The 19,152-nt window shown below is 61.2% G+C and carries 19 protein-coding genes; 4 read left to right on the top strand and 15 right to left on the bottom strand.

The features are described from left to right. Positions 1 to 185: 185 nt before the first annotated feature. Positions 186 to 1,634 (bottom strand): sensor histidine kinase, encoded by a 1,449-nt coding sequence (locus BK660_RS19050; RefSeq protein ID WP_123434552.1) that lies wholly within the window; start codon positions 1,632 to 1,634, stop codon positions 186 to 188. Positions 1,635 to 1,922: 288 nt separating this feature from the next. Between BK660_RS19050 and BK660_RS19045 the strand changes: the two genes are divergently transcribed. From BK660_RS19045 to BK660_RS19030, 4 genes are read left to right on the top strand one after another with little or no spacing between them, the layout of a single operon-like run. Continuing rightward, positions 1,923 to 3,269 carry a hypothetical protein gene (locus BK660_RS19045; RefSeq protein WP_123434551.1) on the top strand — a complete coding sequence of 449 codons (1,347 nt, stop codon included), beginning with the start codon at positions 1,923 to 1,925 and terminating at the stop codon, positions 3,267 to 3,269. 35 nt (positions 3,270 to 3,304) lie between these two features. Further along, positions 3,305 to 5,545: an Ig-like domain-containing protein gene (locus BK660_RS19040; RefSeq protein ID WP_123434550.1), complete on the top strand. Its 2,241-nt coding sequence runs from the start codon at positions 3,305 to 3,307 to the stop codon at positions 5,543 to 5,545. 59 nt (positions 5,546 to 5,604) lie between these two features. After that, complete coding sequence (locus BK660_RS19035; RefSeq protein ID WP_123434549.1) at positions 5,605 to 6,066, top strand: curlin; 462 nt, start codon at positions 5,605 to 5,607, stop codon at positions 6,064 to 6,066. Between the two features lie 27 nt (positions 6,067 to 6,093). Further along, positions 6,094 to 7,542, top strand: coding sequence for a curlin (locus BK660_RS19030; RefSeq protein WP_123434548.1), 1,449 nt, complete (start codon positions 6,094 to 6,096; stop codon positions 7,540 to 7,542). A 789-nt stretch (positions 7,543 to 8,331) separates the two neighbouring features. On the opposite strand, the gene BK660_RS19020 is transcribed toward BK660_RS19030, so the two are convergent. From BK660_RS19020 to BK660_RS18955, 14 genes are all read right to left on the bottom strand, one after another. After that, positions 8,332 to 9,189 (bottom strand): CsgG/HfaB family protein, encoded by an 858-nt coding sequence (locus BK660_RS19020; RefSeq protein WP_027921382.1) that lies wholly within the window; start codon positions 9,187 to 9,189, stop codon positions 8,332 to 8,334. Positions 9,190 to 9,219: 30 nt separating this feature from the next. Further along, entirely contained in the window at positions 9,220 to 9,639 is a 420-nt protein-coding gene (locus tag BK660_RS19015) for a curli assembly protein CsgF (protein WP_123434546.1), read from the bottom strand. Further along, positions 9,636 to 10,028: a curli production assembly/transport protein CsgE gene (gene csgE, locus BK660_RS19010; RefSeq protein ID WP_123434545.1), complete on the bottom strand. Its 393-nt coding sequence runs from the start codon at positions 10,026 to 10,028 to the stop codon at positions 9,636 to 9,638. Before csgE ends, BK660_RS19015 begins: the two co-directional genes overlap by 4 nt. Continuing rightward, on the bottom strand, positions 10,025 to 10,564 hold the full coding sequence (locus tag BK660_RS19005) for a type II secretion system protein (protein ID WP_123434544.1): 540 nt from the start codon (positions 10,562 to 10,564) through the stop codon (positions 10,025 to 10,027). Before BK660_RS19005 ends, csgE begins: the two co-directional genes overlap by 4 nt. After that, positions 10,539 to 10,913: a type II secretion system protein gene (locus BK660_RS19000; RefSeq protein ID WP_027921386.1), complete on the bottom strand. Its 375-nt coding sequence runs from the start codon at positions 10,911 to 10,913 to the stop codon at positions 10,539 to 10,541. Before BK660_RS19000 ends, BK660_RS19005 begins: the two co-directional genes overlap by 26 nt. Positions 10,914 to 10,917: 4 nt before the next feature. Then, on the bottom strand, positions 10,918 to 11,391 hold the full coding sequence (locus BK660_RS18995; RefSeq protein WP_123434543.1) for a type II secretion system protein: 474 nt from the start codon (positions 11,389 to 11,391) through the stop codon (positions 10,918 to 10,920). Between the two features lie 2 nt (positions 11,392 to 11,393). Further along, complete coding sequence (locus tag BK660_RS18990; protein ID WP_123434542.1) at positions 11,394 to 13,265, bottom strand: secretin N-terminal domain-containing protein; 1,872 nt, start codon at positions 13,263 to 13,265, stop codon at positions 11,394 to 11,396. Beyond that, positions 13,262 to 13,777: a hypothetical protein gene (locus tag BK660_RS18985; RefSeq protein ID WP_123434541.1), complete on the bottom strand. Its 516-nt coding sequence runs from the start codon at positions 13,775 to 13,777 to the stop codon at positions 13,262 to 13,264. Before BK660_RS18985 ends, BK660_RS18990 begins: the two co-directional genes overlap by 4 nt. Further along, positions 13,777 to 14,325 (bottom strand): GspMb/PilO family protein, encoded by a 549-nt coding sequence (locus BK660_RS18980; protein ID WP_123434540.1) that lies wholly within the window; start codon positions 14,323 to 14,325, stop codon positions 13,777 to 13,779. Before BK660_RS18980 ends, BK660_RS18985 begins: the two co-directional genes overlap by 1 nt. Beyond that, complete coding sequence (locus BK660_RS18975; RefSeq protein WP_123434539.1) at positions 14,312 to 14,857, bottom strand: PilN domain-containing protein; 546 nt, start codon at positions 14,855 to 14,857, stop codon at positions 14,312 to 14,314. The genes BK660_RS18980 and BK660_RS18975 overlap by 14 nt, the downstream gene beginning before the upstream one ends. A 1-nt stretch (position 14,858) precedes the next feature. Next, positions 14,859 to 15,662 carry a hypothetical protein gene (locus BK660_RS18970; protein ID WP_123434538.1) on the bottom strand — a complete coding sequence of 268 codons (804 nt, stop codon included), beginning with the start codon at positions 15,660 to 15,662 and terminating at the stop codon, positions 14,859 to 14,861. Further along, complete coding sequence (locus tag BK660_RS18965; protein WP_123434537.1) at positions 15,643 to 17,349, bottom strand: GspE/PulE family protein; 1,707 nt, start codon at positions 17,347 to 17,349, stop codon at positions 15,643 to 15,645. Before BK660_RS18965 ends, BK660_RS18970 begins: the two co-directional genes overlap by 20 nt. A gap of 85 nt (positions 17,350 to 17,434) precedes the next feature. After that, positions 17,435 to 17,965 (bottom strand): response regulator, encoded by a 531-nt coding sequence (locus BK660_RS18960; protein ID WP_123434536.1) that lies wholly within the window; start codon positions 17,963 to 17,965, stop codon positions 17,435 to 17,437. A 217-nt stretch (positions 17,966 to 18,182) separates the two neighbouring features. Next, positions 18,183 to 19,139: a peptidylprolyl isomerase gene (locus BK660_RS18955; RefSeq protein ID WP_123434535.1), complete on the bottom strand. Its 957-nt coding sequence runs from the start codon at positions 19,137 to 19,139 to the stop codon at positions 18,183 to 18,185. Positions 19,140 to 19,152: the final 13 nt, after the last annotated feature.

The raw sequence follows: 19,152 nt of genomic DNA, 5'->3' as shown, positions 1-19,152 counted from the left end.
CACCAGCCGCCTCGAAGTCATGAAGGGGGTGATGGGGGTTTTGCAAGGAGCTCGCCATATTTGTAACTGATTTATACGAAAGTATTAATACCCGCAAAAACAATGGCTTATCGACATCAATGTGCCACACCCCAAAAAACGACTGGGGCTTGACACCCGCTAACGGGGAAAGTTCATACCCAGTTTCAGGGAATCCGTTTAAACGACAAACGGACCGTCGTGCCCTCGCCTTCACGGCTGTCCAGGGTCACCGCGCCACCGAAACGGTCCATTATGCGCTTCACCAGCACCAGGCCAACGCCCAGGCCACCTTGCTTGGTGGTAAAAAACGGCCGGAACGCCATGCTGCGCTGCTCCTCGTTCATGCCTTTGCCGGTGTCGCTGACGCTCACAACAATACCTTTGGAGTCCGTCGGTTCGAGCATGATGGTCAGCGTGCCGCCCTTGTCCATGGCTTCCATCGCATTGGCCAGCAAGCTGTTGAGGATCTGCGTCAGCTGCACCTGCTGGCTCAACACCATCGGTGTCACCTTTGGCTCGAACACCACATGCACGTTAGCCTTGGCGATCTGAAGTTCGAAAGCCAACAGACTGTCATGCAAGCAGGCAACCAGGTTCACCGGTTCCGCTTCGTCGTTGAGCGGTCGCAAAGATTGCAGCAGTTCCCGGACCCATTTCGACATGCGGTCCACCTGACCGATGATGTCATTGATGTTCTTGCGCGCCGGGCCACTGTCGAACTCAAGGGCCAGCTCGGCACTGGAGCGAATGGTCGCCAACGGATTGCGCAAACTATGGGCAACCGCCGAAGACATCTCCCCGAGGGCGACAAAGGTCTCGTTGGTGATCAGTTGTTTTTGTTGCGTGGCCAACAGAATCGCTGCCCGCCGCACGATCCAGTACAAGCCCAGATAAATCAGCCCGCCCCCCAGGGCCGTGGCCAGCCAGATCAGGGCCAGGCCGCGTTCCATGCGCTCGATCAGGTCCTTGGGCTCCTTGTAGATCTCGACCATCGCAGTGACGGTGTCACGGTCGGCATCGAACAGCGGGATGTAATTCTCGATGAAGATGTAGTCCGGCTGCGTGACGAACTTCTGCTCCATGCGCGCCTTGTCGACGTTGTGATAGCTGGCAGACACCGGCGTTTTAGAGCCGAACGCCTGATCGAGGTCCTCGTCGGCATGGATCGTGGTGCCCATCAACTCCGGGTTGGTGGACCAGATCACCATGCGGTCCGGGGCGTAGATGTTGGCCAGGATCACATCGGGCAAATGCTGGATGTGGTCGAGGAATTCACCCCGTGCACTGGCACGGGCCTGCGGGTCGACATCGGGGAAATCCTTGTCTTTGCGCGGATCGAGCAACTCGCCCATGGTCCGCACGTGGGGAATGGACACATGGCGCACCTCGGCCGAGGCAATCGCTTCAATGAATTGCGACGTCAGCAACGCATCGCGCTGCACGCTCTCGGTGATCACAAAACGCGTGGACACAGCGCCCAGCGCCACGGCCACCGTGCCGATCACCGCCATGCTGATCAGCGAAAACCAGCGCAGCAGATTGAACGGCTGTTTGCGCGAACTCAGGCGAATGTCGCCCTCTTCTTTGATCAGGGCTGTGGCTTGAATAGTCATGGATAGGGTTCCCGGGTGCTCCCTATAGGGTTATAGCCCACTGCCCGATGTTTGCCCGGCTTCGGGTTTTGTCCCCCCCACTTTCCCCGCTTGCCCCACTGCCCCGATCGCCCCCCAAAACTGGGGACAGTCGCCCGCTTCAACGCCCGGCACAATTTTTCCGCAGCAGTGCCACAGGCCGTCACTGCGGGCTTGTCGTGACCGTTTTCAAAGATTGGTATGGAAGTTGCCGAAGCCCTCTCAACTGACCCACCCCCACGGGCAGGTCCTCTGATAGAGGGAATACTCATGCACCCTTTACTGTCCAAAACCACGATCGCCCTGATCGTGTCCGCTCTGGCCCAAGGCGCTGCGCAGGCGGCGCTGTTTGCCGTCGACACCGGACCTTACCTGCCCGCCAACGGCAATTTCGCCGCCTGGTATCAAGATACGCACGGCCGCACCCTTGATCTGTGCCTGTCCAAGGCCGTCAGCTCCAGGGTTGCCAGTGCGCCGGGCGCCCCGACTTACATGTGCTCGTTGATCCCCACTCCAGGTGTTTTCGACGACACCCAACCGATGGTCTTCCCGACCAACTTTCCCGACGAAGCGTTCTGGGCCACCGGCGAAACCACCATTGTCGATGCCGCCCGGGGAATCGACCTGACCTATGTCTCTGCCGTTGAAGCAGCCTTCAGCGGCGGCGACCCCGTCGAAGGTGACCAGATCAGCTTCGCACGCATCCGCATCCGCATCGACGTGCCCACGGCCGGGACCTATGTCATAACCCACCCCTATGGCGTCGATGTGTTCACCGTCGATACCCCCGGGCGGCGGGCGATCAACATGACCCGGGACATCGGCATCGGCGCAGCGAAAACTTATGACGGCGCGCTCAAGGGCGATGTCGGTCCGTTCCTGCGCAGCGTCAACGGCCCCTACACCGAGACCAACCCGGTTACCGGTGCCGCCGAACAATTCGTCGGCGACCCGAACCTCACGGAAGCCGTCACCGGCAGTCCGTTCAACACCAACTACGTGCGTATCGAAGGCCCCAATGGCCTGGACTTGCGTACCAACCTCTTTGCCGTCTCCGGCAAGCTGTCGACAGTGGTCCGGCCAACCCCGGTCATTGCCCAGCGCAGCACCTACTCACGGCATGCCGGGGAGAGTGCACCGGTGGCTCAGCAAGACGTCTTCGTCATGGCGCCGCCCGCACCGGCGACTGTGACCCTGGACAGTAATAACCCGGTGTTGAACTTCACCGAATCCGACAGTACCGGCCACTGGTACGCGCAGTCGTCGACCAATCCATCGTTGCCGAACACCCTGCAAGTGACCGCCGACAACCACCTGGCCATCGCCAGCAGCACGCCGACGATCCTGCCCATGCCCCTGAGTGACCTGGTGGTGATTTCCCGTGCCGAGTACAGCCTGAGCAACGGCCAGATCACCATCGTCGCCTCGACCAGTGATGAAACTTCGCCACCGGTGCTCACCGCCACCTCGGGTAGCGGGGTCGCCATCGGTGCGCTCAGCGGCGATGGCGCCGTGAAAAGCCTGGCCACCGGCATCTCGCCGATTCCGCCAGCCCAGGTTCGGGTGACGTCATCCAATGGCGGCAGCGACACCGAAGAAGTGGTCATCGTGCAATGAACGCTCACATGCCCAGATCCTCATCAGGAGGCATCATGAACAATTGGCCACGCCTGGCGCTCAACGCCCTGGGACTGACTCTATCGCTGTCCGGCAGTGCTTTCGCGCAACTCGCTGCCGTCGACCCCGGCCCCTATACCTTTGCCTCCGGGAAATTCCCGATCTGGTACCAGGACAACAATCTGCTGTCGATGGAGCTGTGCCAGTCCAAAGCCGTCAGTTCGCGGGTAGGCGCATCCGTACCACCGGCCTACATGTGCACCCTGCTGCCGGCACCGGGCATTTTCGACGACAGCCAGCCGATGGTGTTTCCGGATAACTGGCCAGACGAATCGTTCTGGTTCCTCGCCGAGACCACCATCCCCAACAACGCAGCCGGTTACGGAATGGACGCCTACGTCGCCGGGATCGAGGCTGCATTCGCCGGCGGCAACCCGCTCGACGGTGATCAGATCAGCTTTGCGCGGATCCGTATGCGGATCAACATTCCCGTCGCCGGCACCTACACCATCACCCACCCTTACGGCGTGGAAACGGTCAACGTCACCACCCCCGGCCGTCGTGCGATCAACATCACCCGAGACGTCGGCGTCGGTGCGCCAGGGGTCTTCAGCGGCGCGGTCAACGGTGATATCGGGCCATTCCTGCGCAGCGTCAACGGCCCATACACGGAAGTGAACCCGGAAACCGGCGCCGTCGAAACCTTCGTCGGCGATCCGAACCTCACCGAAGCCGTGACCGGTAGCCCCAACAACACCAACTTCGTGCGCATCCAGGGGCCGGCCGGGACCATCGAGACCAGCCTCTTTACCCTGTCCGGCAAAGTGCTCGACAGCCGTGCGCAAACATCGGTGGACATTAGCCGCGCCACTTACCGACGCACTGGCGGAACGGGGGGCAACAGCACCCGCGTCGAAGTCTTTGGCAAAGCCAACAACGGTTCGACACTGTGCTTCCGCGAAAGCATCGCCCTGGTCCCTGGCCCGCCTGTTTCGCCTTGCCAGACCACCATGGTCGGCGATAACAACGGCCTGTTCTTCGGCCAGCACCTCCTGGCCAATGGCGCCGTGCCGCCTGTCGTGGTGATCACCGCCACCAACCCGACCGGTTCGACCCGTCCGACCGCCGTGTCGAGCAAACTCACCGACGTGGTGAAAATCCAGACCGCTCGCTACAGCTGGAGCAATCACAGCCTGCTGATCGAAGCCACCTCCAGCGACGAAGTGGGCATACCGGACATGGTCGCCCAGGGTTATGGACGGCTGTCGAAGAACGGCACGCTGCAACGCCTGACCGTTCCGGATCTGCTGCAGCCACCGGCCACCGTGACGATCAAGTCGGCGGCGGGCGGCAGTGACACCGAGCCGGTTGTTGTGGTCGGTACCGCACCGGACACTGGCCAGAACAAGGCGCCGATCGGCGTTGCCGATGTCGGCAGCACCACCTTTGGCGTGCCGGTCACCCTCAACCTGCTGGCCAATGACAGCGACCCGGACGGCAATACACCACTGAGCGTCACGGCACTGACACAACCGGCCGCTGGCCAGGGCACCGTGGCATTGGCCGTCAACAACGTGGTCTATACCCCGCCCGCCGTCGTCAATGCTCCGTTGACCACGACCTTCACCTACAAGGTTCAAGACGCCAAAGGCCTGGCCTCGACCGATCCGGTGACCGTGACCGTCAGCGTGGCGCCTAACCAGTCTCCGGTGGCTGTCAACGACAGCGTCTCGACCCAGGCTGCGCCGGTCACGATCAACGTGTTGGCCAACGACACCGACCCTGAAGGCAACTTGCCGCTGGCCGTCGCCAGCCTCACCCAACCGGCAGCAGGTCGCGGCAGTGTCGCCATCAACGGCACGGCGATCACCTACACGCCTCCGGCTGCTGTGGTGCTGCCTTTCACCACGACCTTCACCTACATCGCCCGGGACAGCTTCGGCGCCCTGTCGGCACCGGCCACGGTCACCGTGCAGGTGTCGCCACCGCTGGTTCTGGAGGCCTTCAACGTCACGGCTGCCACGGTCACCGCCCGTGCCGGTAACCGCTTCACGTGGAACTTCACCGGTACCTCGTCGGTGATCCTCGGCAACACGGTCACCGTCCAGGTCACCACCCCGGCCGGGCTGGTCACCCTGGGCACCGCCACCGTGGCGATTACCGGACGCTGGACCCTGACGGTCACCAACACCACGGTCGCCCCATCGCTGAACCCGACGGCCACCATCCGATCAACCCCGGGCTCGGTGCGCAACGTCTCCGTCACCGTGCAGTAATCGCTCGCCCCACCGTCCGCAATGGCCGGTGGGGCAAGCCCTCAACCAAGGACTCAGTCATGAAAACGTCGACCGCCGCCCTGCTCTGCCTGCTTCTGCTTTGCAGCAGCGCGGGCGTGCGCGCCGATGACTTGATGGACAACGACGACCTCGGTCCCGGTGGCGACCTGGGCGAGTTACCCCCACCGGTTGGCCAGCACGCGCTGATCGACCAGAACGGCCAGGCCAACATTGCGCTGGTGCAACAGAACGGCCAGTCGTTGCTCGGCAATATCGTCCAGTCGGGCAGCAATCAGGAGGCTTACATCCTGCAACAAGGCAACGACCTGATGGCAATGATCAACCAGCAAGGCTCCGGCAACGATGCCTCGATCACCCAAACCGGCAGCCACAACCGTGCGCAGATTTCCCAGAACGGCAATAACAACGACGCCAGCATCGTCCAGGCCGGCACGGGGCTCTCCAGCGCCGTGACCCAGTCCGGTAACGGTATGAGCGTCTCCGTCAAACAATATCGCTAAAGCACTGCACCACTTGGAGGTTCCATCATGTTCAAATTAATGCCCCTCACCGCCGCCATACTGGTCATCGTCAGTGCCCAGGCGATGGCCGACGACAGCACGTCCATCCAGAACCAGAACGGCGATGCCAACATCGCCAACGTGAAACAGACCACGGCCAGTTTCAGCACCTCCACCCAGCAACAGGCTGGATCGGGCAACGATGCGGCGACGTTGCAGGACAACGCCACCGGCACTATCGAGCAGACCCAGGTCGGTGACTACAACGCCGGCTACGGTGAGCAGCTGTATGACAGCGGCAGCACCATCACCCAGCAGCAGGTCGGCACGTTCAACACCAGCCATGCCAGCCAGTCGATTGGCGTCGGTGCCAGCCAGGCGCTGCAACAACAACTGGGCAACGGCAACTTCTCGCTGATCTATCAGGACAGTCAGGACGGCTCCACCGGCACTACCTTCCAGCAAGGCGACAACAACGAGGCCAACATCGAACAGATGCAGTTGGGCGTGGAAAACACCGCGTCCATCATCCAGCTCGGCAACACCAACTACGGCACCGCCGAACAGGTGTTCCACGTGGGTGGCCAGATCAACATCAACCAGTCGGGCAATGATAACTATGCCTACGGCGATCAACGCAACGGCCTGGGCGGCACCATCAGCATCAACCAGCTCGGTGATGGCAACGGCAGCGAAGTCTGGCAAGACAGCCAGACTGCCAGCCAGACCACCATCAATCAGATGGGGCAGACCAACGAAACCGTGGTCGACCAGAGCTTCGGCCAAAACAACGTAGCGACGGTGCTGCAAGTCGGCGACCTCAACGCGATCTATGCCGACCAGTTCGAATCGCTCGGTTCGACTGTCGCGCTGTATCAAGCGGGGACCGGCAACGTACATTTCACCTATCAAAGCGGCGACAGCCATGTGCTCAACGCCAACTCGGTGGGTACCGGCAACAAGGTCTACGCCAGCAACTGGAAAGGTCCGCAATCGGGTGGTCAGTTTGGCAGCAACCAGCGTGCGACCGTCAATCAGGTGGGCACCAACAACGTCGCCAACTTCACCCAGAACGGCGCCGGCCACATCATGACTACCAACCAGTCCGGCACCGGCAACTCCACCAAGGTCAGCCAGGCTGATTCCTACAACGAGCTGTATTTCGACCAGAACGGCAGCGACAACATCCTCATCGCCGACCAGCGCGGCACCACCAACCTGGCCCAGGGCAGCAGCAACGGTACTGGCAACAGCACCGAGTTCGACCAGTCCGGCAGCGGCAACCAGGCCTACACCACACAGCTGTATGGCAGCGACAACATGATCACCGTCAAACAGGCGGACACCATGAACGTGGCCTATGTGACCCAGGGTGGCACCGGCAACATTGCCAGTGTTGATCAAAGCGGCGTCAGCCAGACCGCCACCGTGCAGCAGTTTGGCAGTGCCAACTCGGCAACCGTGTTGCAGCAATAATCGCAAGGCGTAAAAACCGCGGCCCTTGGTGGAGGGTCGCGGTTTTTTTTGTGTGTGCCTGGTGGGGATGGGGTGGTAGTGAGGTCGCCTTCGCGAGCAGGCTCGCTCCCACATTTCGATTGGGGCTGGCCTGAAAGCTTGGTGTCGGTTGTTGTGTCGGAAGGCTGGAAGATAGGCTTTGCCCGTCGCTGCAAATTCAGCGACACCGTGATCAAAGAAACCCCGAATCCCCTGTGGGAGCGAGCTTGCTCGCGATGACGGATTTACATTCAACATCAATGTGAATGTCAGATCGCTATCGCGAGCCAGCTCCCACAGTTTGATTTGGTACATCTGATGGAGATTGGTCGGCTGTCAGGCCGTCTTCGCGAGCAAGCCCGCTCCCACATTGAATCGGCGTACAGCCGTTGCCACTCACCACTCAACAGGCCGAGCGTTAGCTCGCCTGAAAGCTTTTGATCTGGCTTTTGATTCACCCGCCCCCTCGGGAGGCTGAGTGGAGGTGTGCATCCGGGGAGTGGCGCGTAGCGCCGTTCGACGCAGTCGAACACGCTGCATGTAGGTCGTAGCGAAGCAGACCGGAGGGCAGTGTCCCCGGATGGATACCGGAACGAAGGAACGCCGAGCCTTAGCGAGGGGCCGGACGCTCGGGGCGAGCCTTTTTGGGTACTTTTTTGGCGTTTGAAAAAAGTGCCTCGCCGTAAGGGCGAAACCGCCAGTGGCCGTTACCGCAGGAATGGATATGTACACCTCGGGGGAAAACCAGGTCGGCCCGAAGGCCGCCTCGGTTTACTCACTCTCCGGATCAACCTTGGACTGGGTCAGGTACCGGTCAAGCGTCGCATCGGCATCCGGCGTGTTATCCCCGGCGACCTGCCACAAATGCCGCTCAATCCCCTGCGCCAGCAAATGCCCAACGGCCGCCTCGATCGCCGACAACACACACAACTGCGCCGGCTCGTTCGTGGTGTAACCAACTTCAGCCTCGAGCAACTTCTTGAACTCGATAAACTTGAACACCCCGGCACTACGGCTCACCGAGTAAATCGTCTTGCTGGTCATCACGTTCGCCAACACCTGCCCACTGCGCACATCCACCGCCCGCAAATTCACCGTGACCTGATCCACCCGGTACTCCCGGGAAATATCGATCCCCAGATAACGCGCCCCTTCCCCACCGCTGCGCACGTTAGTGTCATAAGCAATGATCCCGCCCTCAAGCATCATGTTCGCCGCTTGCAACGGAGGCAGTTCACCCTGGATATTCACCGGCGTATTGGGCTTCTTCTGCGAAGCACGAATGATCTTGCGCTCGGTCAGCAGGTTCTGCAGCCCTTCGCGCTCCAGCACCACAAACCAGCCGCTGGCCTGCAACGCATCCATCAACATACTCGCCGCGCCCTGGGTCACGCTGGTTGAAAACGAACTGGCCGGGGTCGGTTTGTATTGCCCGGTCTGGTCACGGAAACCGTACACCACCGCCATCAACCGGCCCTTGGGTCGAGGCATGGCCAGCAAGTCGTAATAGGTCGACGCCCGTGGTGTCAGGGTCGGGGTCTTGGTGTCCTGCTCGGCCGACATCGGCTCGCGCAAACCACACCCTTGTAAGGTTGCCAACATCAGCCCTAGCGCAATTATTTTTTTCATGTCCCTAACTCCCCATCGACCCAAAGCCCGTTAAGGGGCCAGGCCATTCACCTGGATTTCCGACACTTCACCGGTCGATCGGTCCGTCACTTCAATGGTCAGTGCACCGGAATCGTCGACAACGTTGACAATAAAAGCGTCGGTAGAAAGGCTCCCCGAGTTACCGGAGGAAATGTTGTCCAGCACTTGCCCCAGCAACCGCGATTGCAGCTGACTGGTGAATCGCTCCAGTGCCGAGGTACCGGCGATGGCGGTGCGGTTTTTCAAGTCCGGATCGTCGTAGTCGTTCTGCGCCTGGGCGTTGTTGAGCAGCCAGGTGCCGTTTAACGGGTTGCCGCCGAACGAAGGGTTGACGGGCGTGTACACCAGTTCCGTGGCCTGGGCCAGGCTGGCGCTGCCAAGCCCGACCAGTAAAATGCCGGTGCACTGCAAGAACGTTTTCGTTTTCATAATTCGTCCCTCTCCAGGTCCGTAGTGTCTTGCAACAAGGCCTCCAGCTTCTGCTGGGCTATCTGTGCGCGAACCACGTCGGCGGCCTGATAGGCGTCGTCCTGGAGGTCCACGGTGTTCGGCGGCAAGAAACGCCGATAAACCAGTCGCTGCCGATATTCCACGGTCACCAGGCTGCCCCAGCGCGCCGAAGGTCGTTCACGCACCACCAGATTGAAATCCATCGGGCTGGTGGCGCGCAGACGTTCACTGAACGAGTAGTAAAAGTCGTGGCCGATGTGCGAGATCGTGTCATCGACAATGAAGCCGAGCATTTCCTCCTCTTCGCCGGCGCTGGCGAAGGACGCCACGCACGAGAGGATCAGGGCCGCGAGCCAGTGTCTGTTCATGGCGATAGCGCCTCAGGCCGTGCGGACTGGGCTTTCGGCGGGCCAGAGGTGCCGTCGAGGAAGGCCTTCTCGGCCACGAACTGCCAGTCTTTGTAGCTGGCCATGCCGGCGAAATCCGACCACTGGCTGGGAAAGTCTGTCTGCTTGAGCGGCGTGTCCGTCGAAGGGCTGTTGAGGCCGGTGATGCGCCCGTCGAAACCGCGCATCAGCGTCCACTCGCCCCCGCCAATCGGGTCCGGGTACAGCTGGCGCAGATGATGTTTGGGCGATGGAAAACGCTCGTCCTGCAGCAGGTCCGCCAGTTCTTTCGGGTACTGCGCCAGGCCTGGCGAACTGCGGTAGTAGCTGCGCAGGGCCTGGGCGTATTGGGTGCCGACCCACAGCAACTGACGCTCGCGATCGCGGCGCGAGGCGGTTGCCCACAACTCGCCGGCGCTGGCCAGGCCCATGCCCATCACCATGATCAGGAACAGCACGCCCAGGTAGGTGAACCCCGCCTCGTCGGCCGGTTTACCACTCGGAATAAAGGCTGCCATCACGCGCCCTCCCTGTGGCTCCACTTTTGATATCGGCCACCCCGCCCGCCACGCCATCCGGCGGCGCGACCAGCACCCAGGTGTCTTTACGCTCGGCAATCGGGTCCATTGGCGCGTTGCGCAGGTAACGCTGTTCGATCAGTTGATCGAGGGAGTCGGGGTAACGCCCGGTGTCGCCGTAGTAGTGATCCAGTGCTTCGCGCATGGCCGACAGGCTCTGGCGCAGCGTGGTTTCCTTCGACGTTTCGAGGCTGTTGAAATAGCGTGGCAAGGCGATGGTCATCAGCGTCGCGATGATTGCCATGACCACCATCAGTTCCAACAGGGTAAAGCCCTTTTGCCGACGCATATGCTCACCACTCCCGGTAGGCGATGCCGTTGAGCCCCTTGCCCCGGGCCTTGGAGTAAACGTCAAAGACGTCTTCGCCCTCCCGCGGGTTTTGAGCCGAGCTGTCATAAGAACGCAAGCCCCAGCCACCTTCGTCGTCACGCTTGACTGCCGTCAGCGGGTCATGGGGCACGCGACGCAAAAAGTAGAACTTGGCGCCCTTGGCGCTGCGCACATCGCGCACGCCTTCCACCAGCACTTGAAGATTGGGTGGATAGCCGCTGCTGTTCAGCGACTTCTCGATATAACCGGCGTCAAAGGCGCGCTTGTAGGCGTCGATGGCGTCGCGAATCTGGTACAGCGCGGTGCGCAGGTCCTGCTCTTTGCCCCGGCGCACCACGGTCTCGGTCAGCGGCGCGGCCATACCGGCCAGCAGGCCTATCAGGGCCAGCGTCACGACGACTTCGATCAAGGTAAAACCGCGTTGCGAGGCGTTCATGATCAAGGCTTCTCAACAGTGACTTGAGGGGTGGCGGAAGCCACCGGCCGGCCGACGGTCACTTCGGTGGTCACGCCAGGCACTGACCGGTCGATGTGCTCGTTCTGAATCTGTGGTTCGCGGCGATCCGGCGCCTGGATGTGCATGCTGGTTTCGGTGCCGGTGGGGAATTCCATGTCCGACGGGCTCTGGTACGGCAGGTTGCGCACGATCCGTGGAGTGATCGACAGCACCAGTTCAGATTTGCCGACGGTGTCCTTGTTGCTGCCGAACAAGCGGCCAAGGCCTGGAATGTCGCCAAGACCGGGGATCTTGTTGCCCGTGGCGCCATGGTCGTTACGCACCAGGCCGGCGAGGATCTGCGTTTCGCCGTCGTGCAGGCGCAGGGTGGTCTGGGCGTTGCGGGTGTCGACCTGAACCGGAATCGTGCCCTGGCGGGTCGGTTCCAGCGGCGTGGCGTTACTCACTTCCAAGGCGATTTTTATCGCCACTTCATTGTTCAAATGCACGATCGGCTGCACTTCCAGCTTCAGACCGACGTCGAGGTAGGTGACGCTTTCAGTGATCACCGGCCCTTGGGTCGATGGCACCGAGGTTGCACTGATGATCGGCACGCGCTGACCGATGTGGATGCGCGCCTGCTCACGGTTGCTGACGCGAATCACCGGGCTGGCCAGGGTGTTGATGTCGTTGTCCTGCGCGTTGATCTTGGCTTGCGGCGACGGCGAGATGGAGATCCGGCTGGAGTCGATGCCTTTGAGTTGATCGAGGATCGTCACCGGCGAACCGTCGGTGTTGATCACGCCGAAGGTGTTCGGCCATTGCAGGCCAAGGTCGAGAATCCGTTGACGGGCGACCTCCATCACTTCCACTTCCAGCACCACTTCGGGGTTGGACTGGTCTTGCGATTGCAGGAGCTTTTCGGCCATGCGCACGGCGTCTTCGGTGTCGCGCATGGTCAGGGTGTTGAGGCGCTCATCGACGAACACGTCACGCGTCTTGAGCATGGTCTTGATCATGTTCAGCGCGGTGTTGGAATCAATGCTGGTCAGGTAAAAGGTGCGCATCACCAGCTCTTGATAGTCCTTGAGCTTCTGCGGCGAGTCCGGATAGATCAGCAAGGTGTTTTCGTTCACCACTTTCTGGTGCAACTGGTTCTGTTGCAGCAGCAGTTCCACGGCGTCTTCGATGCGCACGTCACGCACGAAGATCGTGGCTTTCATGTCCGGGCGCAGGTCCTTGTCGAAGATGAAATTCAGACCCGCCACCTGGGACAGCACTTCGAAAATGGTCTTCAGGTTGGCGTCGCGAAATTCCAGGGTCACCGGACGATCCAGACGAGTACGCAGCTGTGGATACGGCACCACGTTGCGGCTCTGCACCAGGCGAATGTTGCCTTGCAGTTCCAGGGCACCTTCATTCTTGGGGTCGAGTTCGAGGATCTGTTTGACTTGGCGTTCGGCGCCGTAGATGTCGCCGCGACGCAGGTCGCCACGGGCCAATTCGAGTTTTTCGTCCATGCTGCGCAAGTAGTCGAGCTGGCTCAGCGCGTCCTGGGCGCGACGGTTGTGCGGCTCGATGTTCAGTACTCGACCGTACGCCATGCGCGCCGAGGGGAAATCACGTTGGGCGCGGGCCATGTCGCCTTGGCTCAGCAAATTGGTGACCGCCAGCGCGCGTCCGCTGTTGAGGGCCAGGTGCAGTTCGGTGTCGCGAGGGTCTTCACGCAACCCTTCCTCGATACGGGCCAGGCCGGCTTCGTATTGCCCCGACTCGATCAGCTGGGAAGCCTCCTGATTCGCGAGCTGCGCCGAACTGCACGCGGCCAGCGCTGCAGCGATGCAGACACTCAACAGCAAACGGGATGTGTTCATTGCGCGCTCCCCACAGACAAGGTCTGGGACAAATGCAGAGGCAAATAGACAAAACTGAGTTCCACATCGGAAATCCGCTCGATCCGCCAGGTTTCGTCGATCACATCCCCTTTGCGTACGACGTATATTTTTTCGCCGTTCTGCAAAAACACTTGCAGGTCGGAACGGTCATTCAGCTTGCCAATGAACTGGAAAGGCATCGGCGGTACGCTGGGGGCTTGGACCACCGGGGTCTGGTTGACAGGTTGTTCGGTGACGCTGGCCAGGGTCGGTGCGACCTTCCAGCTGCGGGCGGTGAACAAATCACCGGACGGGCTGAGGTCCTTGATCACCGCCGGTTTGCCATTGGCTGCTGCCGCCGGCAGCGTGCCGGTTTTGCTTTTGACCGGGGTGGTCGAGGCGGCGACGGACTCATCGCCCTCATCGGTTTTCTGCAAATATTGAGGTCCCCAGGCCAATCCCGCGGCCACGCCGAAGAACGCCATCCAACCCAGTACGCGTTTGGTATTCATCATGACCTCGACAGGTAAAGGGTCATGCGGATCCGCCCGGACAGGTCGGTGTCGGCGATCTTCTTGCGCTGGAACTCCACGTCCTCTACCACCACTGCCGGCAACTGGCCAAGCAAGGCGTGCAGGAAGCGCCGCAGTTGCGGATAGCTGCCGCGCACCGGCAGCAGAATCTGGTAGCGGGCCAGGTGCGTCTTGGGGTCGATGCCCAATGAATATTCACCGCGCGACAGGGTGATGTGTTCCTGGCTGGCCAGCGCGTAGATCTTGTCAATGGCCACGGTGGCCTGCGGCTGCGACGGCAGTTTGCTGCGGAAATCGTCGAGTTGACGCTGCGGCACCACCGGGGCGGCGACGCTGCCGTCCTCAACCTTGGCCAGGTACTCGCCGGCTTCACGGGTCTGCTGGCTCAGCTGTTGCAGCGCTTGCCAGTCCGGCATCAAGCCGCCCAGGCCATACACCAGGGCGACCAGCAGCAGCGCCATGCCAGCCAGGCCGGGAATGCCCAGGCCTTGCAGGTATTCGTGGACGATCAATCTAGGGATTCGCATCGCCGATCTCCCAGCTGGCCGACAGGTTGAATTGCACCGGGTGTTCCGGCACGTTGGCGACGATTTCGTGGCTGAGCAGCGACACGTCGGACAGCTCGTCGCTGGCTTCCAGGCGCTGGTGGAATTCGAGCATGGCTTCCAGATCCCGCGCCTCGGCGCTGATGCGCACCTGGCCTTTGCGCGCATCCGGGGTCAGGGTCAGCAACGCGACGTTATCGCGCGGCATGGCTTCGAGCATGGCAAACAGGCGTTCCCAAGGCCGGCGCAGCTGCTGGGAAACTTTGCGCATTTCGGCCAGGTTCTGTGCCTGCTCACGGGTTTCGGCCGGGGTCAGGGTGGATTTGCTGCCGTTGTCGCCGGTGAGTGCACGCTGGGCATGTTGCAGGTGGCCTTGCTGTTGCGAGGCTTCCTCGTCGAGGTGTTGCTGAAAGAAGAAACACACCAGCGCCAGCGTCACGCCACCGGCCAGCAAGCTCCAGCCCAATGGGCCGGAACGGCGACGCGGCTGGAAGTCGAGCATCAGCGGGCGCATGTCAGGCCACCGCCCGAGACATGACGTACAAACTGTCACGTACGGCTGTCTGGTCTTCTTCAAGGGTGCGCAAGTGCACGCCTGGCACGTCGGGATGCGAGTCGATGCGCGCCGGGGCGTGCAGGTAGACGCTGAGCGGCCGTTCGCTGGTGGAGGCCTGCAATTGGCTTTCACGGCCGATCAACGCGGTCAGTGCCGCGTCGCTGTCACTGCTACCCACCGAACGCACTGCCGTCCAACGCCCTTCCCGCGCCAGCAGCAACACGCTGCGCACCGGCTCGGCGACCACAAACAGAAAGTCGCCGCCCTCAAAGCTCTTGTCGAAGTGGTTGAACGCGGCCATCAGGTACGGCTGCACCGAACGCAGGCGCATGCCACGACCGCTGACCAGGCTGCGCAGGCGCGTCAGCAAGTCTTGCGGCAGTGCGGTGGCGATCCGGTCGTAACCTGCCGGCTCGGCCGACAGCACCATGTTCCAGGGCTGGGTCGGAACACCATAAAGGTCTTCGAAGCACAGTTGGGCGAAGCCGAGCAGTTCGTCGGGGCTGCTGATTTCTTCGCTCCAGGGCACCAGGCAGAAACGGCTGAAGTGCCCGGAGATCACCACACACAACTCCGCACCGGCCTGCGCATGTTCGCCGAGCAAACGGTCAAGGGTTTCGAGGGCGACGGCCCAGGCATGGAAGCCTTCGTCGATGAAGCCGACGCTGCCCAGCCACAGGGTGTCGCAGCCTTTGCGCTGGCCGAGGCCGACACCGCTGGCGCCGAGCACGGCGATATACCGATCACGAGACAAAAGTGACACGATTGATCTCCTCGAGCGTGGTACGCCCCTGTTGCACCAGTTCCAGGGCCGACTCGCGCAGCAGGCGCAAGCCACGTTTGCAGGCGTGGGCCTTGATCTTCGAAATGGGTTGGCGCTCGACAATCATTTGCCGCAGCTCGTCGTCCAGGTGCAGCAGCTCGGCAATCGCGCTGCGTCCGCGATACCCGGTGCCCCGGCAGTGGCCGCAGCCCTTGCCATGCACAAATTGGTAGTGACCGACGTCTTTTGGGTCGAGGCCCGAGGCGAGCAATTCGTCGTCGGTGGGGGTGACCGGCGCGCTGCAACTGGCGCAGACCAGGCGGATCAGCCGCTGCGCCAGCACCGCGTTGAGCGCCGACACCAGGCTGTAGGGGTCGATTTCCATTTGGGTGAAACGGCCGATCACGTCGAACACGTTGTTGGCGTGGATGGTGGTGAACACCAGGTGACCGGTGAGTGCCGATTGCACGGCGATTTGCGCGGTGTCCGGGTCGCGGATTTCACCGACCATGATCTTGTCCGGGTCATGGCGCAGGATCGAGCGCAAGCCTCGGGCGAAGGTCAGGCCTTTCTTTTCATTGACCGGGATTTGCAACACGCCCGGCAGTTGATATTCCACCGGGTCTTCGATGGTGATGATCTTGTCCACGCCATGGTTGATCTCGGTGATCATCGCGTACAGCGTGGTGGTTTTGCCGCTACCGGTCGGGCCGGTCACCAGCACCATGCCGTAGGGTTCGGCGGCCAGGCGCCGCAGTTGGCGCAGGGTTTCCTCTTCAAAGCCCAGGGCCTGCAATTGCACGCCGCTGACTTTATCGGCCAGGTCCTGTTTGTCGAGGACCCGCAGCACCGCGTCTTCGCCGAAAATGCTCGGCATGATCGACACCCGAAAGTCGATCTGCCGGCCGCTGATGCCGATCTTGAAGCGACCGTCCTGTGGCACGCGTTTTTCGCCGATGTCCAGTTCGGCCATGACTTTGACCCGGGAGATTACCTGCTCGGCGAATTCGCTGCCCTGGATTTTGCTGATGTTGTTGAGCACGCCATCGATCCGGTACTTGATCACCAGGCCGCTGCCGGTGGTGCCCAGGTGGATGTCACTGGCGTGCATTTTCAAGGCGTCGTAGAGGGTCGAGTTGACCAGTTTGACGACGACGCTGGCGTCTTCGCTGATGCTGGTCAGGGACAGGCTTTGCAGGTTGTCGATTTCAACGCCGGTGTCGGATTGCGCATTGAGTGATTCCACCGCGTGAAAGCTTTCTTCGTGACGCGCCAGGTAGGCCTTCAGGTCGTCGGCATGCACCAGGTACAGCGGCGCACCGTGCAGGCAATCGTCGATCCAGGCCAGGCGTGAGGTATCGAAGGGGTCGGCAAACACGCCAATGACCGCATCTTCGTGACGCAGCAGGATGAATTCGCGCTTGAGGCATTGGGCCAGGGTGACCCGGTCGAATACCGGGATGGCCTTGAACAGGCTGTCGGTGTCGAGCACCGGATAATGCAGGGTGGTGCCGAGGCACTGGATGAAGGGCATCGGAGCCAGTTCGCACAACACCCCGAGGGCTTCCAGTACCCGTTCGCCGGTACTGGTGGCTCGGGCCCGGGCCTGGGCCAGTTGCTCACTGGAAAAACGAGACGGTACACAGTCCAACAACGCCGGTTCGACGGCAAGGGATAGACGGTCCATGGCATGCTCTCCAACGCCCGGGGCTTTGAGCCCTGTCGGCGCGGCGAGTCATCGCGGCGGGTGCCGGAACGTCTTGTCGCGCCAATTACTCCCCGGTGAGCAGTTGTTCGTCGTCTGGCGCCATGGAGGCCGATGTTCGTCGGCGATCTGCAAGCACCCAACTCCCGTCGTACAACTGCAGCGGGAAACTCTCGATCCTGCTCTGGCGTCGTTCGACGAATCCTTCGGAGGTGCTCACGCCCGTTTTGGGTTCGCGCTTCATCCCTAAAAGGTCACAGACTGCTCGGGCCAGTTCCGCCAATGGAAACGGTTTGAACAGGATATGGCTGACTCCCAGTTGCCGGGCCCGCTCACAGACTTCAGCGGTGGGGTGCCCGGTAATCAGCACAAAATGACAATTCCTGTTCTGGCGGACCGCGTTGAGCACCTGAAAGCCTTCCATATCGGGCAAGCGGTAATCGAACACCATCACATCGGGTGCAAATTTTTCGGCTTCGCCGATGGCCTTTGCACCGTCGTTCGCTACCAGGACATCCAGCCCTTGCGCCGCCAGATAATCCCGGAGGTTTTGTGCAAGCAGCTGTTCGTCTTCAACAACCAGTATTTTGTTCAACAAGGTGGACTCCTTGTAACCGCAGGTCCGATTCCGTGCCTGGGAGTACGCGCCTTAATTAGGCTAACGCACACTTCATGCCAGACTGAGTGCCGCTTTTTGATCGACACATCGCTTTGATTTTCATGAAAAAACCTTTTCGCTCGCAAACCCCGTCCCCCAAAGACGGGGAAGCGCCCGGATTTGCATTGAAGCTTTCCCCACATTTGGGGGTGAAGCATCAATCATCGTCAATCCGTTCGATTCGATTATTTGATCGAAGCTGCGCCAGAACTTGCAGACGTGCTTGAGCCTGTTGCTGTCGGGCAAGGTAAGCCCTGACCATTTCAAGCCCCTGCATTTCTGAGACATCGGCCGCCTCCAAGTGGTTCTGTAGATAAATCAAATGCCAGCCCAACGGCGTACGCACCGGTTCGCTGACGGCCCCCGGCGCCAGGGCGAAGGCCGCCGCTTCGAACTCGGGCAGCATGCGCCCGCGAGGAAAATAGCCCAGGTCCCCACCCTCACTGGCCGAAGCATCTTCGGAGCCGGCCTTGGCGACACTGGCAAAGTCCTCGCCCTTACTGATTTTCGCTTGCATCTCTACTAAGCGTAGCCGCGCCGCTTCAACTGTGGCGGCATCGGCGTCTTGTGGCACTTTGACCAGGATGTGCCGGGCCTGGATTTCTTCGGGCCGGCTCATGTCGGCGCGATGTTCTTCGTAAAACGCCCGGACCTGTTTTTCATCCGGTGTTCCCCCGGCCTGGACCAGCTCGGCAAAGACTTGCTGGGCCGCCAGCTCACGGCGGGTGTATTCGCTGAAACTGGCTTCATCGAAACCGGCGTCCTGGAGCCGGCGGGCAAACACCTCGGGGCCGCCGATGGCTTGTCGGGTCTGGTCAACCTGGCGTTGCACGTCGGCATCGCTGATCACCACGCCGCGCTTGAGCGCTTCCTGCCACAGCAGCTCCTTGTCGATCAAGGCATCCAGCGCTTTCTGCCGCAACTGCTTATAAGCCTTGGGGCTGCGAATGTTGCCCACCGCCCTGCCCTGATCCTCGAGGAATTCGGCGAAATAGCGCTCCAGGCGAAACTCGGAAATCTCCTCGCCATTGACCCGCGCGGCGGCCGGGCCGTTGTTGCACCACGCGACCGGGACCCACAGTGTCAGCAGCATCAGCGCAATGTTGAGTTTCATGATCGGCCTCCGG

This window comes from Pseudomonas brassicacearum, from assembly GCF_003732265.1.
In the GTDB taxonomy this organism is placed as follows: Bacteria; Pseudomonadota; Gammaproteobacteria; order Pseudomonadales; family Pseudomonadaceae; genus Aquipseudomonas; species Aquipseudomonas brassicacearum_D.
Note: the sequence above shows the minus strand (reverse complement) of the source record. Positions and strands in the feature narration are given on the sequence as shown.

Coding starts and splice junctions, on each gene's coding strand:
- BK660_RS18980 (WP_123434540.1), bottom strand. CDS start 14,325: ATGCGAATCCCTAGATTGATCGTCCACGAATACCTGCAAGGCCTGGGC.
- BK660_RS19050 (WP_123434552.1), bottom strand. CDS start 1,634: ATGACTATTCAAGCCACAGCCCTGATCAAAGAAGAGGGCGACATTCGC.
- BK660_RS19045 (WP_123434551.1), top strand. CDS start 1,923: ATGCACCCTTTACTGTCCAAAACCACGATCGCCCTGATCGTGTCCGCT.
- BK660_RS18955 (WP_123434535.1), bottom strand. CDS start 19,139: ATGAAACTCAACATTGCGCTGATGCTGCTGACACTGTGGGTCCCGGTC.
- csgE (WP_123434545.1), bottom strand. CDS start 10,028: ATGAACAGACACTGGCTCGCGGCCCTGATCCTCTCGTGCGTGGCGTCC.
- BK660_RS19020 (WP_027921382.1), bottom strand. CDS start 9,189: ATGAAAAAAATAATTGCGCTAGGGCTGATGTTGGCAACCTTACAAGGG.
- BK660_RS19000 (WP_027921386.1), bottom strand. CDS start 10,913: ATGCGTCGGCAAAAGGGCTTTACCCTGTTGGAACTGATGGTGGTCATG.
- BK660_RS19035 (WP_123434549.1), top strand. CDS start 5,605: ATGAAAACGTCGACCGCCGCCCTGCTCTGCCTGCTTCTGCTTTGCAGC.
- BK660_RS18990 (WP_123434542.1), bottom strand. CDS start 13,265: ATGAACACATCCCGTTTGCTGTTGAGTGTCTGCATCGCTGCAGCGCTG.
- BK660_RS19030 (WP_123434548.1), top strand. CDS start 6,094: ATGTTCAAATTAATGCCCCTCACCGCCGCCATACTGGTCATCGTCAGT.
- BK660_RS18985 (WP_123434541.1), bottom strand. CDS start 13,777: ATGAATACCAAACGCGTACTGGGTTGGATGGCGTTCTTCGGCGTGGCC.
- BK660_RS19040 (WP_123434550.1), top strand. CDS start 3,305: ATGAACAATTGGCCACGCCTGGCGCTCAACGCCCTGGGACTGACTCTA.
- BK660_RS18975 (WP_123434539.1), bottom strand. CDS start 14,857: ATGCGCCCGCTGATGCTCGACTTCCAGCCGCGTCGCCGTTCCGGCCCA.
- BK660_RS19015 (WP_123434546.1), bottom strand. CDS start 9,639: ATGAAAACGAAAACGTTCTTGCAGTGCACCGGCATTTTACTGGTCGGG.
- BK660_RS18995 (WP_123434543.1), bottom strand. CDS start 11,391: ATGAACGCCTCGCAACGCGGTTTTACCTTGATCGAAGTCGTCGTGACG.
- BK660_RS18965 (WP_123434537.1), bottom strand. CDS start 17,349: ATGGACCGTCTATCCCTTGCCGTCGAACCGGCGTTGTTGGACTGTGTA.
- BK660_RS19005 (WP_123434544.1), bottom strand. CDS start 10,564: ATGGCAGCCTTTATTCCGAGTGGTAAACCGGCCGACGAGGCGGGGTTC.